This window comes from Mixta tenebrionis (assembly GCF_006517625.1).
GTDB lineage: Bacteria > Pseudomonadota > Gammaproteobacteria > Enterobacterales > Enterobacteriaceae > Mixta > Mixta tenebrionis.
The window spans coordinates 568,130-581,180 of the sequence record NZ_VHQI01000002.1 but is presented as its reverse complement, the minus strand read 5'-3'; the positions used below and the strand labels follow the sequence as shown (position 1 = coordinate 581,180).

General features: G+C 57.2%; 10 protein-coding genes. 4 read left to right on the top strand and 6 right to left on the bottom strand.

The window, feature by feature from the left end:
• Positions 1–123: 123 nt before the first annotated feature.
• The 3 genes from pyrH to rpsB form a co-directional block, all read right to left on the bottom strand.
• Complete coding sequence (pyrH, locus tag FKM52_RS05405) at positions 124–849, bottom strand: UMP kinase (RefSeq protein WP_141175162.1); 726 nt, start codon at positions 847–849, stop codon at positions 124–126.
• Positions 850–1,002: 153 nt separating this feature from the next.
• Positions 1,003–1,854, bottom strand: coding sequence for a translation elongation factor Ts (tsf, locus tag FKM52_RS05400; protein WP_141175161.1), 852 nt, complete (start codon positions 1,852–1,854; stop codon positions 1,003–1,005).
• 211 nt (positions 1,855–2,065) lie between these two features.
• Positions 2,066–2,788, bottom strand: a complete 723-nt coding sequence (rpsB, locus tag FKM52_RS05395; protein WP_141175160.1) for a 30S ribosomal protein S2 — start codon at positions 2,786–2,788, stop codon at positions 2,066–2,068.
• A 486-nt stretch (positions 2,789–3,274) separates the two neighbouring features.
• On the opposite strand from rpsB, the gene map reads away from it, so the two are divergent.
• The 4 genes from map to FKM52_RS05375 all read left to right on the top strand — a co-directional run bounded on the left by map (position 3,275) and on the right by FKM52_RS05375 (position 8,481).
• A complete protein-coding gene (gene map, locus FKM52_RS05390; protein ID WP_141175159.1) occupies positions 3,275–4,066 on the top strand; it encodes a type I methionyl aminopeptidase in 792 nt (263 codons plus the stop codon).
• Positions 4,067–4,143: 77 nt separating this feature from the next.
• Positions 4,144–6,798 (top strand): bifunctional uridylyltransferase/uridylyl-removing protein GlnD, encoded by a 2,655-nt coding sequence (gene glnD, locus FKM52_RS05385; protein WP_141175158.1) that lies wholly within the window; start codon positions 4,144–4,146, stop codon positions 6,796–6,798.
• Between the two features lie 106 nt (positions 6,799–6,904).
• Positions 6,905–7,732 (top strand): 2,3,4,5-tetrahydropyridine-2,6-dicarboxylate N-succinyltransferase, encoded by an 828-nt coding sequence (gene dapD / locus FKM52_RS05380; protein ID WP_141175157.1) that lies wholly within the window; start codon positions 6,905–6,907, stop codon positions 7,730–7,732.
• Positions 7,733–8,088: 356 nt separating this feature from the next.
• Positions 8,089–8,481, top strand: a complete 393-nt coding sequence (locus FKM52_RS05375) for a DUF3461 family protein (protein ID WP_141175156.1) — start codon at positions 8,089–8,091, stop codon at positions 8,479–8,481.
• Positions 8,482–8,517: 36 nt separating this feature from the next.
• Here the strand turns inward: FKM52_RS05375 and FKM52_RS05370 are convergent, their stop codons facing one another.
• The 3 genes from FKM52_RS05370 to dgt form a co-directional block, all read right to left on the bottom strand.
• Positions 8,518–9,675, bottom strand: a complete 1,158-nt coding sequence (locus FKM52_RS05370) for a CdaR family transcriptional regulator (protein ID WP_141175155.1) — start codon at positions 9,673–9,675, stop codon at positions 8,518–8,520.
• Positions 9,676–9,902: 227 nt separating this feature from the next.
• On the bottom strand, positions 9,903–11,324 hold the full coding sequence (degP, locus tag FKM52_RS05365) for a serine endoprotease DegP (RefSeq protein WP_141175154.1): 1,422 nt from the start codon (positions 11,322–11,324) through the stop codon (positions 9,903–9,905).
• A 149-nt stretch (positions 11,325–11,473) separates the two neighbouring features.
• The gene (gene dgt, locus FKM52_RS05360) at positions 11,474–12,964 is read right to left on the bottom strand and encodes a dGTPase (protein ID WP_141175153.1); all 1,491 of its coding nucleotides are present in this window, start codon (positions 12,962–12,964) and stop codon (positions 11,474–11,476) included.
• Between the last annotated feature and the right edge of the window lie 87 nt (positions 12,965–13,051).

Here is a 13,051-nt window from a genome sequence, read left to right as displayed (position 1 = left end):
CGGTTTAACCTGCCACGGCGACGTGTCAGGAAACGGTAAAATTCGTCGGTAATCCTGAACGGTACGCGGCGCGCCATCACGCCACGCCAACAGAATATACCCTATTTTACGCCGTGACGGATATTAATGCGTAATCAGGGTGCCTTCTTTTTCACCCATCACCACACGACGCAGCGCGCCCGGCTTATTCATGTTAAAGACGCGAATCGGCAGCTGATGGTCGCGCGCCAGGGTAAAGGCGGCCAGATCCATCACTTTCAGCTCACGCTCCAGCACATCCTGATAGGAGAGCTGATCGTACAGGGTGGCATCGGGATTTTTTACCGGATCGGCAGAGTAGACGCCGTCAACTTTAGTCGCTTTCAGCACCACGTCAGCTTCAATTTCGATACCGCGCAGGCAGGCGGCGGAGTCGGTGGTGAAGAAAGGATTGCCGGTGCCCGCGGAAAAGATCACTACGCGGTTGTTACGCAGCAGGCTGATCGCCTCCGCCCAGCTGTAGTTATCGCACACGCCGTTTAGCGGAATCGCCGACATCAGACGCGCGTTCACATAGGCGCGGTGCAGCGCATCACGCATTGCCAGCCCGTTCATTACGGTGGCCAGCATCCCCATGTGATCGCCGACAACGCGGTTCATCCCCGCCTGCGCCAGGCCTGCGCCGCGGAACAGGTTACCCCCACCAATCACGACGCCAACCTGAATACCCAGCTCTACCAGCTCTTTAATTTCCTGAGCCATGCGATCGAGTACGCTCGCGTCGATGCCGAAACCCTCGGCGCCCTGCAGCGCTTCGCCACTCAGTTTTAGCAGGATACGTTGATAAACAGGTTTTGCATTGGTAGCCATGGTCATTTTTTCCTGGAAGCTATCATGAAAATGAGGAGTTAAATCCGATCTATCATCCGCTTAGCCTGTAAATAAAGCTATTGGGATGAGACTGAAAAATGCTGCAGATCTCAGACAAAAAAGAACCGCCGGTTGGCGGTTCTTTCGGGACCATTAAGACTGTTTGGACATTGCTGCAACTTCCGCAGCGAAGTCGTTTTCTACTTTCTCAATGCCCTCACCCACTTCGAAGCGGATGAAGTTAATCACGTCAGCGCCTTTCTCTTTCAGCAGCTGACCAACGGTTTTGCTCGGATCCATTACGAAATGCTGGCCGGTCAGGGAAACTTCGCCGGTGAACTTGTTCATGCGGCCCTGAACCATTTTTTCTGCGATTTCACGCGGTTTGCCAGACTGCATGGCGATGTCCAGCTGGATCTGATGCTCACGCGCAACCACGTCAGCCGGTACGTCTTCCGGTTTAACATATTCCGGTTTGCTGGCCGCGATATGCATCGCGATGTGTTTCACCAGCTCTTCATCAGCGCCGGTTGCGGAAACCAGAACGCCGATGCGCGCGCCGTGCAGGTAAGAACCTACAACGTCGCCTTCGAGAATAGCAACGCGACGGATGTTGATGTTTTCACCGATTTTCGCTACCAGCGCGGTGCGCTGATCTTCGAATTTCGCCTTCAGCGCTTCGATATCAGCGATGCGCTCAGCGGTAGCGGCGGCGATAACTTCTTTACCGAACGCCAGGAAGCCGGCATCTTTAGCAACGAAGTCAGTTTCGCAGTTCAGCTCAACGATTACGCCGGTATTGCCTGCGATTTCAGTCAGGATTACGCCTTCAGCAGCAACGCGGCCAGATTTCTTCGCCGCTTTCGCCTGACCAGACTTACGCATGTTGTCAATCGCCAGCTCGATGTCGCCATTCGCTTCAACCAGCGCTTTTTTACATTCCATCATGCCCGCGCCAGTACGTTCACGCAGTTCTTTTACCAGAGCAGCGGTAATATCAGCCATTCTCTCTTCCTCAGTTGTCTGGGTTCATCCACGCCCGTTCATGGAGCGACCGCTGGCGTTGCCGCATCGGCCCGCTCCCGCTCGCAGGAGTGCTTCGCAGCCAGGCCAGGCGCCGCCCGGACGGGCTGCGGTTAAAAAAATAAAGGGGCCAAAAGCGGCCCCTTACAGATCATATCTGAATGATAAGGGCTCTGTAGCAGAGCAAACCTTATTAAGCCTCTAAAGAAGCTTCTTCTGCCTGCTCAGCCAGATCCTGAGAGCGGCCTTCGCGAATGGTGGTCGCAACAGCGGTCAGGTACAGGCTAACAGCACGGATCGCATCGTCGTTACCAGGGATAACGAAATCAACGCCATCCGGATCGGAGTTAGTATCAACGATAGCAAATACCGGGATACCCAGGTTGTTTGCTTCTTTGATTGCGATATGTTCGTGGTCGGCATCGATCACAAACAGCGCGTCCGGCAGACCGCCCATGTCTTTGATACCGCCCAGGCTGTTTTCCAGCTTGGCCAGCTCACGAGTGCGCATCAGCGCTTCTTTTTTGGTCAGCTTGTCGAACGTACCGTCCTGAGACTGAGTTTCCAGATCTTTCAGACGTTTAATGGACTGACGAACGGTTTTCCAGTTAGTCAGCATACCACCCAGCCAGCGGTGGTTGACGAAGAACTGGTCGCAGCTCAGCGCAGATTCTTTGATGGCTTCGCTGGCAGCGCGTTTAGTACCGACAAACAGGATTTTGCCTTTACGGGAAGCGATTTTGTTCAGTTCCGCCAGAGCGTCGTTGAACATCGGTACCGTTTTCTCAAGGTTGATGATGTGAACTTTGTTACGCGCACCGAAGATGAACGGCTTCATTTTCGGGTTCCAGTAACGGGTCTGGTGACCGAAGTGAACACCGGCCTTGAGCATGTCGCGCATGGAAACAGTTGCCATGATTACCTCTGTAATTAAGTTGGGGTTGGGCCTCCACATATCCCATGCAACCGACCCCGAAAGGCACCCCGGCGCATGTGCCGATATGTGTGTGTTGTTTACACATAATGAGATTTATACTCATCATAATCAGGCTATATGTTGGGTTGGCTTCCGCGCCTGCCGCTTACCGGAGTAGGTGAGCGCAAAACCGCCGGACGCCGCCTTCATGCAGGCTGAATTATGCAGAGCGATGGCGTTTCCAGCGCTGGCGTTTCGCCTTAACTGGAATCGTCGGCGCGCTTTATACCATAAAGCATGTTTTGACGCCAATATTTGTTAGCGCCGGCGGGCGGCAAATAACCGCGGCGCCGGCGCTTTTTTCCGCCGTCGGCCGTTGCCGTTGCCGGTCGGTTAACGCTCAGTGGCAGCACGCTGGCTGACCTGATAACATGACGCCACTTGCTCAATTATTGTCGAAAATGACGGCAACTGCGGATTAAATTAATGTCAATCTCAATTAAAACCCCAGAAGAAATCGAAAAAATGCGCGTCGCCGGCCGTCTCGCCGCCGAGGTGCTGGAGATGATCGAGCCTCACGTTAAACCAGGCGTCTCTACCGGCGAACTCGACCGCATCTGTCACGATCACATCGTTAACGCTCAGCAGGCGATCTCCGCCAGCCTCGGCTATCACGGCTTCCCGAAATCGGTCTGCATTTCCGTTAACGATGTGGTGTGCCACGGCATTCCCAGCGATGACAAGCTGCTGAAAGAGGGCGATATCGTCAATATCGACGTCACGGTCATTAAAGATGAGTACCACGGCGACACCTCGAAAATGTTTATCGTCGGCAAGCCGACCATTCAGGGCGAGCGTCTGTGCCGCGTGACGCAGGAGAGCCTCTATCTGGCGCTGCGCATGGTGAAGCCGGGCATTCGCCTGCGTACGCTGGGCCGCGAAATCCAGAAATATGTCGAGGCGCAGGACTTTTCCGTGGTACGCGAATATTGCGGGCACGGCATCGGCAAAGGCTTCCATGAAGAGCCGCAGGTGCTGCACTATGACGCCGATGACGGCGGCGTAGTGCTGCAGGCGGGCATGACCTTTACCGTCGAGCCGATGGTTAACGCCGGTGATTACCGCATCCGCACCATGAAAGATGGCTGGACGGTAAAAACCAAGGATCGCAGCTTGTCCGCGCAGTATGAGCATACTATTGTGGTGACGGAAAACGGCTGTGAAATTCTTACCCTGCGTAAAGACGATACCATTCCGGCGGTGCTGGTAAACGAATAACATCGTCGCCCGCGAAGAAGGGATAAAAGCCGGCCGCCCGCCGGCTTTTTTTATGGTGCAAGCGGAGCAAACTCTCAATGAGCAATAGCGTGAACGATGAAATAAACTATGGCCTGGCCGATTCCGCCGCCGGCTGGGACGACGCCCAGCTCACGCGCGAAGGGTTAAAACAGCGTCTCGATCGTTTTCAGCATGCGCTGGCCGCCGCCTTTGACGCCGGCGAGGATGTGGCGTCGCTGATCGAAGCCCGCACGCTGTTTATTGACGGCCTGCTGCGCCGCCTCTGGCGCTTTTACGGTTTCGATAGCATGGCTGACGTGGCGCTGGTGGCGGTGGGCGGCTACGGCCGCGGCGAACTGCATCCGCTTTCCGATATCGATCTGCTGATCCTCAGCCGCACGCCGCTAAGCGAACAGGCGGCGGCGCAGGCCGGCGAACTGCTGACGCTGCTGTGGGATCTTAAGCTCGAAGTCGGCCACAGCGTGCGCACGCTGGAAGAGTGCCTGCTGGAGGGGCTTTCCGACCTCACCATCGCCACCAATCTGATTGAATCGCGTATGTTGATCGGCGACGTGGCGCTGTTTCTGGAGCTGCAAAAGCATATCTTCAGCGATGGCTTTTGGCCCTCTTCACGTTTTTACGCCGCCAAAATCGACGAGCAGCAGCAGCGGCACCAGCGCTATCACGGCACCAGCTATAATCTTGAACCGGATATAAAAAGCAGCCCCGGCGGCCTGCGCGATATCCACACATTGCTGTGGGTGGCGCGGCGCCACTTCGGCGCCACCTCGCTGGATGAGATGGTCGGCTTCGGCTTTCTCACCGAGGCGGAGCGTAACGAGCTGAACGAGTGCCAGGCGTTCCTCTGGCGCATTCGCTTTGCGCTGCACCTTACCCTGCCCCGCTACGATAACCGCCTGCTGTTCGATCGCCAGCTAACCGTGGCGCAGCGCCTCAACTATCAGGGCGAAGGCAACGAGCCGGTAGAACGCATGATGAAAGATTTTTTCCGCGTCACGCGCCGCATCAGCGAGCTGAACCAGATGCTGCTGCAGCTGTTTGACGATGCGATTCTGGCGCTGGACGCCACCGATAAGCCGGTGCCGCTTGATGACGATTTCCAGCTGCGCGGCAGCCTGATCGACTTGCGCGACGACGCGCTGTTTAACCGCCAGCCGGCGGCTATTATGCGCATGTTTTGGGTAATGGTGCGCAATGAGAACATCAAAGGCATTTACTCCTCCACCCTGCGCCAGCTGCGCCACGCGCGCCGCAACCTGCAACAGTCGCTCTGTTATCTGCCGGAAGCGCGCCGTCACTTTCTGGCGATTCTCAGGCATCCCGGCGCGGTAAGCCGGGCGCTGGTGCCGATGCATCGCCACAGCGTGCTGTCGGCCTATCTGCCTCAGTGGAGTAAAGTAGTCGGCCAGATGCAGTTCGATCTGTTTCATGCCTATACGGTGGATGAACATACCGTGCGCGTACTGCAGAAGCTGGAAAGCTTCGCCAGCGAAGCGACGCGCTCGCGCCATCCGCTGTGCGTCGAACTGTGGCCGCGCCTGCCGCAGCCGGAGCTGCTGCTGCTGGCGGCGCTGTTTCACGATATCGCCAAAGGACGCAACGGCGATCACTCCATTCTCGGCGCGCAGGATGCGCTGGCGTTCGCCGAGCTGCACGGCCTGAACTCGCGCGAAACGCAGCTGCTCGCCTGGCTGGTGCGCCATCATCTGTTGATGTCGGTTACCGCCCAGCGCCGCGATATCCAGGATCCGGCGGTGATCCAGCAGTTTGCCGAAGTCATGCAGAATGAAAATCGCCTGCGCTATCTGGTCAGCCTGACCGTGGCGGATATCTGCGCTACCAACGAAACGCTGTGGAACAGCTGGAAGCAGAGCCTGCTGCGCGAGCTGTTCTTCGCCACCGAGAAACAGCTGCGGCGCGGCATGGAAAATTCGCCCGACCTGCGCGAACGCGTGCGTCATCACCGCCTGCAGGCGCTGGCGCTGCTGCGCATGGACAATATTAATGAGGAGGCGCTGCATCAGATCTGGAGCCGCTGCCGCGCCGACTATTTCCTGCGCCACACGCCCAACCAGCTCGCCTGGCACGCCCGCCATCTGATGAACCACGATCTCAGCCAGCCGCTGGTGCTGGTCAGCCCGCAGGCGACGCGCGGCGGTACCGAAATCTTTATCTGGAGCCCGGATCGCCCCTATCTGTTCGCCGCGGTGGCGGGCGAGCTGGATCGACGCAATCTCAGCGTGCATGATGCGCAGATTTTCACCAGCCGCGACGGCATGGCGCTGGACACCTTTATTGTGCTGGAGCCGGACGGCAGCCCGCTGGCGCCCGATCGCCACCAGATGATTATCCAGGCGCTGGAGCAGGCGATCGCCCAGACCAGCTGGACGCCGCCGCGCACCCGACGCCAGTCCGCCAGGCTGAAACATTTTAACGTCGATACCGAAGTGCGTTTTCTGCCGTCGTTTAACGATCGCCGCACCTGGCTGGAGCTGGTGGCGCTCGATCGCCCCGGCCTGCTGGCGCAGGTAGGCGAAGTTTTCGCCGATTTAGGCATTTCGCTGCACGGCGCGCGCATCAGCACCATCGGCGAACGGGTGGAGGATCTCTTTATTCTGGCCGACGACGAGCGCCGCGCGCTGAGCGCAAATTTGCGCCACAGGCTGCAACAACGGTTGACACAGGCCCTTAATCCAAACGATAAAGTGTGATCCAGATTGATTTTTTACTACCGTTGTTCATCAGCTATCGGGCCAGCGGCGGCGCCTCGCTCGTTCCTGACCGACGATGAATGAAATAACCAGGATGGAAAAGCAAATGCAACAGTTACAGAGTGTTATTGAGAGCGCGTTTGAGCGCCGTGCCGACATCACGCCCGCCAGCGTGGACGCCGCAACCCGCGATGCGATCAACCAGACCATCGCCCTGCTCGACAGCGGCGCGCTGCGCGTTGCCGAGAAGATCAACGGGCAGTGGATCACCCATCAGTGGCTGAAAAAAGCGGTGCTGCTCTCTTTCCGCATCAATGACAATCAGGTAATTGAAGGCGCGGAAAGCCGCTACTACGACAAAGTGCCGATGAAATTCGCCGCCTATGACGAAGCGCGTTTCAAACAAGAGGGTTTCCGCGTGGTGCCGCCGGCGGCGGTGCGTCAGGGCGCGTTTATCGCCCGCAACACCGTACTGATGCCCTCCTATGTCAATATCGGCGCTTACGTTGACGAAGGCACCATGGTAGATACCTGGGCGACCGTCGGCTCCTGCGCGCAGATCGGCAAAAACGTTCACCTCTCCGGCGGCGTCGGCATCGGCGGCGTACTGGAGCCGCTGCAGGCCAATCCGACCATCATCGAAGACAACTGCTTTATCGGCGCGCGCTCTGAAATTGTGGAAGGCGTTATCGTTGAAGAGGGAGCGGTGATTTCGATGGGCGTCTATATCGGACAGAGCACCAAAATCTACGATCGTGCAACCGGCGAAGTTCACTATGGCCGCGTACCGGCCGGTTCGGTGGTGGTTTCCGGCAACCTGCCGTCAAAAGATGGTTCTTACAGCCTCTACTGCGCGGTCATTGTGAAAAAGGTTGATGCGAAAACGCGCGGCAAAGTCGGCATTAATGAGCTGCTGCGCACCATTGATGAATAATGTTCGGCCTTCAGCCCCGCTTACGCAGCGGGGCTGAGGCTTCCCGGCGTCATACGCGCCTGCGTCACGCCGCGCGCCGTATCGTCCCGGCCGCACATTTCCCGCTTTCGCTTACGCTTCATGCTTGCTTCTCGCCGCCGGCGGCGGCAAAGTAAACACGCGTCTGTTTTTTATGCGGGCGATAATTCATCGCAGCACTTTCTGCGGCGCAATGTGCCGAAGTTCGTCGTTTATGTCTACAGTGTTCACAGGCCCTTTATCCTGCTTAGGCAGAGTGCCGTCCGGCCCGCCAGGCCGGCAAAGTGTAACGGAACCGTCGCGACGCCCCCTATTTCACGTTCACAGGAAGCATTGCCATGTATGACAATTTAAAAAGCCTGGGCATTTCTAATCCGGAAGATATCGATCGCTACAGCCTGCGTCAGGAAGCGAACAACGACATTCTGAAGATTTACTTCCGCAAAGATAAAGGCGAGTTTTTCGCCAAAAGCGTCAAGTTTAAATATCCGCGTCAGCGCAAAACCGTGGTCGCCGACGGTCTTGGTCAGGGCTACAAGGAAGTGCAGGAGATCAGCCCTAACCTGCGCTACGTTATCGACGAGCTGGATCAGATTTGCCAGCGCGATCAGATCGAGATCGATTTGAAACGGAAAATTCTTGACGATCTGCACCACCTGGAGAGCGTGGTATCGAATAAGATCGCGGAGATCGAATCCGATCTAGATAAGCTGACCCGCAGCAGCCGCTAACACAACGCGCCGCGCGCCGCCGCGGCGCTTCCTGCCTCAGGGCTGATCGTCCAGCTGCAGCGCTACATACAGCAATAAGCGATCGTCAAAATGGCTCAGGTTAAGCCCGGTCAGCTCAGAAATCCGGTTCAGCCGATATTCCAGCGTATTACGATGAATAAACAGCGCGCGCGCGGTGGCGGAAGGCTGCACGTTATTGCTGAACCAGGCGATCAGCGTGCGTCGCAGCAGGCCGTTATTATCCATCGCCTTCAGCTTCAGCAGCGGACGCGCCAGCTCATTGGCCTGCCAGCCGCCGCGCAGGCTGTCGAGCAGTACCGGCAGCACCAGATCCTGGTAAAAATAGCTGCGCTGATCCGGCATGCGCTGCTTGCCTACCATCATGGTGGTGCGCGCCGTGCGGTAAGAACGGGCGATGCTGCCCGCACCGGTAAAATAGTTGCCCAGCGCAATGCGGATACGCAGATGCCCGTTCTCTTTCATCCGCCCCAGCAGCTGCTCTACGCGGCGGCGATGTTCATCCTGATCGTAGCGCCCGTGCGCGTTCAGCGCCGGCTTCAGCACCACCATCTCCGTTAGCGACACAATAGCGATCAGGTTATCGCGCTCCGGCGTGATCAGCAGCGTTTGCAGCTGCTGCAGCTCCGCCATCGCGCTGTCCACGCCGAGCTGGCCGCTGTCCACCTCCACCACCGCCGCCACGCGCGGCTGATTAACATCGATGCCGAGCCGCTGCGCCCATTCCATCAGCGCCGGAGAGAGGCTTTCGCTGCGGATCAGGTTGAGCACCAGCTCCTCGCGCAGACGGCTGTCCTGCGCCAGCATATGCAGCAGCCGCGCCTGCTCCAGCATCATCTCCGCCGTCATGCAAACCAGCTCGCCATACTGCCGCAGCGAAACGGGATCGCCGGTCAGGCCGATAACGCCGACAATCTCTCCGGCAATGCGCAGCGGCAGGTTAACGCCGGGACGCACCCCGTGCAAATGACGCGCTACCGCATCGTCAATATCCACGATACGCGCCTGCGACAGCGCCAGCAGCGCGCCTTCGTGCAGTTCGCCAATGCGCTCCCGATCGCCGCTGCCGATAATCCGGCCGCGCGCATCCATAACGTTAACGTTGCTGTCGATAATCTTCATCGTACGCGCAACGATATCCTGGGCCAGACGAGCATCCAGGTGATAGTTAGCCATCATTTACTCCTGCAAAGCCGGGGAGCCACAGCATAGGTGGAGAGCCAGGCTGGCGCATTGTGCGAATGCACAAAACACCGTTTCGGTTGAAAAATTTGCGGCGAATATCACAAACGAGCCGGCGGCCGGCAACACTGCGCCCCAGGCAAGCAGAGGCGGCCGGCAGCTAAAAAAAAAGGCCCGCTTAGCGGGCCAGATAAAGGACAAAGAGCTATTGCAGAAAAATATTACTGCATCAGCAGATAGATATTGCTGTCGCCGCGTTTGATATTCAACGCCAGCACCGACGGTTTGGTATCCAGAATCTTACGCAGTTCACCAAGGTTGGTCACCCGCTGCTGGTTCACGCCAAGGATCATATCGTCTTTTTTCAGGCCGATACGCGCGGCGGCGCTGCCCGGCTTCACGCTGTCAACGCGCACGCCTTTCTGTTCATTAACCACCGCATTGCTCAGATCGGCGCCTTCAATGCCGGTATAGATGGTGGCGGAATCAACCTTATCCTGCGAGCTCTGCTGCAGTTCTACCGTGACCGTCAGCGGTTTGCCGTCACGCAGCAGGCCCAGCACCAGTTTGGTGCCGACCGGCAGCGAGCCGACTTCGGCGCGCAGCGCGGCGAAGCTGGAGATCTGTTTTTTGTTCAGCGAGATAATCACGTCGCCCGCCTGAATGCCCGCTTTCGCGGCGGAGGATTTCGGCATTACCTGGCTGACAAAGGCGCCGCGCTGGGCGTCAACCTTCATCGCCTTCGCCAGCTCAGAGTTAAGCTCGGTGCCCATGATGCCCAGTTCGCCGCGTTTCACCTGACCAAACTCCACCATCTGCGCGGTAAGGTTTTTCACCATATTGCTGGGAATAGCGAAGCCGATACCGATATTGCCGCCGTCCGGCGCCAGAATAGCGGTATTGATGCCGATCAGTTCGCCGTTCAGGTTAACCAGCGCGCCGCCGGAGTTGCCGCGGTTAATCGCCGCATCGGTCTGGATAAAGTTCTCATAGTTTTCCACGTTCAGGCCGCTGCGGCCCAGCGCGGAGACGATGCCGGAAGTCACGGTTTCGCCCAGCCCGTAAGGGTTGCCGATCGCCACGGTATAATCGCCGACGCGCAGCGTATCGGAGTCAGCGATCTTAATCGCGGTCAGGTTTTTAAATTCCTGCAGCTGGATCAGCGCGATATCGGAACGCGGATCCTTACCGATCACTTTCGCCTCATAGCGACGTCCGTCGCTGAGCTGCACCTGAATTTTGGTGGCGTTATCCACCACGTGGTTATTGGTTACCACATAGCCTTTTTCCGCATTAATCACCACGCCGGAACCCAGCGCGCGGAATTTTTGCTGCGGCGCATTGCCGCCGGGCGCCCCGCCCTGGCACATCGGCGAGCCCTGGAACGGCGAGCCCTCCTGACAGAAAGGCGAATTGTCGCCAAAAAACTGCTGGAACTGCTGCGGCAGGCGCGGCGTACGCACCGTCGTGCTGCCTTCAACGTTGATGCTGACCACCGAAGGCATTACCTTTTCCAGCATTGGCGCCAGGCTCGGCAGCTGTTGGGTAGAAGAAGCGGTTTCCGCGGCCATCACATACGCAGGGCTCATTGCCATTCCCAGGCTTAAGGCCAGCGCGCTTAATACAAGAGCTGTTTTTTTCATTCGTCTGTACTCGTATTGAATCCAATGAAGCTAACCATAACGATGGTAGTGTTGATGAGATTAATTTTTTCCCGCAAAGTTCATCGGTAACTGTCGGGCAAAAGTAAAAAAATATTCTTCATCTTTACAAAACTCCTTTTATTACTTCACTATCCAACCGCCATTAAACGCCGGTATTCATCCCAGGCATAAAGATCGGTCATACCGCTAATGTAATCCTGAATCAGACGCGCACGGTAATAACGCTCCCACAACAGCCGCTGATATTTGTGCTCAATCTTCACCGTACGCATATGCTGTTGATAAGCACGCCGATGCTTGCCGGAAAGCTTGTGGAACAGCCGGGTCTCAATGGGATGTCCGGCAAGGAAATCCTCCGTCATTAATGTGGTAAAAGATTCATAATTCAACCCCAGCAGGGGCTGATAAATATCCAGCAACCCCTTAATCACGCGGTAGCCCTGTAATTCCAGCTGTTCAACTTCGGAATGGTTAAATACGTGGCGCCGCGCGACGGTCTTAAATAACGCCAGCAGACGTCCCTCTTCTCCCTCATCTTCCAGCAGCGCATGATTAAAGTCGCCGTTAAATATCGCCGCCAGATTATTCACAAAGCGGTTTACCGCATGGCTCACCAGCACGTTTTGCACGCTGACCCGCAGCGACATGAAAAACTGATCGCTTCTGCCGCGAATTTTCTTAGCGTTCGCCTCGCGCCAGGCATAGCCCACGGTGCGGCTAAAAGCATCGCCGTTACGTACCGTTCCCCACTGCTGCTCCAGGTAGCCATACAGCGTATCGACGTTAAAGATCGCCTTCTCCACCGCATCATCCAGATCGGCGATACAGTAGGAAATGTCATCAGCGGCTTCCATGATCCAGGTTAACGGGAAGCGGTGGTGCTCCGGCAGCTGCGTCGCAGCGCGCAGATCGGCGATATAGTGGCGTTCCGAGAGATAAAAGCCGGGCTTCTTCATCAGCGTGGCGAACGCCGCCGGCTTCTCGCCCTGCCACCAGGCGGGCGCGGTATACTTCAGGATACAGGCCACCTGACAATAGGTCAGGTTCAGCTGCAGCAGCGTATGCACCAGGCGGATCGCCTGCGCATTGCCTTCAAAATGGCACAGATCCTGGCGAATCATGGCGTTAAGGCGGTTAAAGTCGGCGCGCTGCGCGGCGTCGTTTACTCCGGCAATCAGCGGGTCCACCAGTTCGGCAGGCAAATTCGCATCGAACCAGTCATTAATCGCCGCCTCGCCGAAGTGGCCGAACGGCGGATTGCCGACATCATGCAGCAGGCAGGCCATTTCCACCAGGCTCTCAAACGCGCCGCTCAGCTCCTGCAAACCATACTGCTCCAGCCCGCCGCGCGCCTTCAGCGTTTCAAGGATCTCTTTAGCGATATAGCGGCCGGTTTGCTGCACCTCCAGCGAATGGGTCAGACGCGATCGCACCGCGGCGTTGCGCTCCAGCGGAAAGACCTGGGTTTTTTGCTGCAGTCGGCGAATCGCGGCGGAGTTGATAATGCGCCCGCGATCGCTTTCAAAATGGCGGGTAATGGCGTGCTCGCCCTGCGGCGCTTCCCGGCTGTTCCACGGACGCTGAAAGCTGATGCGCTGGCGGAAGTTAATCTTGTCCATCGATTCCCCTTGTTGCGGCATGAAAACATCTCTCTGCGGGCATGTGATAGACTATGCAACACTTCAAACGCTGAATTCCACTTTAAT

Bases quoted from the DNA above. Each gene is read 5' to 3' on its own strand.
- dgt (WP_141175153.1), bottom strand. From the start codon at position 12,964: ATGGACAAGATTAACTTCCGCCAGCGCATCAGCTTTCAGCGTCCGTGG.
- rpsB (WP_141175160.1), bottom strand. From the start codon at position 2,788: ATGGCAACTGTTTCCATGCGCGACATGCTCAAGGCCGGTGTTCACTTC.
- glnD (WP_141175158.1), top strand. From the start codon at position 4,144: ATGAGCAATAGCGTGAACGATGAAATAAACTATGGCCTGGCCGATTCC.
- degP (WP_141175154.1), bottom strand. From the start codon at position 11,324: ATGAAAAAAACAGCTCTTGTATTAAGCGCGCTGGCCTTAAGCCTGGGA.
- map (WP_141175159.1), top strand. From the start codon at position 3,275: ATGTCAATCTCAATTAAAACCCCAGAAGAAATCGAAAAAATGCGCGTC.
- dapD (WP_141175157.1), top strand. From the start codon at position 6,905: ATGCAACAGTTACAGAGTGTTATTGAGAGCGCGTTTGAGCGCCGTGCC.
- tsf (WP_141175161.1), bottom strand. From the start codon at position 1,854: ATGGCTGATATTACCGCTGCTCTGGTAAAAGAACTGCGTGAACGTACT.
- FKM52_RS05375 (WP_141175156.1), top strand. From the start codon at position 8,089: ATGTATGACAATTTAAAAAGCCTGGGCATTTCTAATCCGGAAGATATC.
- pyrH (WP_141175162.1), bottom strand. From the start codon at position 849: ATGGCTACCAATGCAAAACCTGTTTATCAACGTATCCTGCTAAAACTG.
- FKM52_RS05370 (WP_141175155.1), bottom strand. From the start codon at position 9,675: ATGGCTAACTATCACCTGGATGCTCGTCTGGCCCAGGATATCGTTGCG.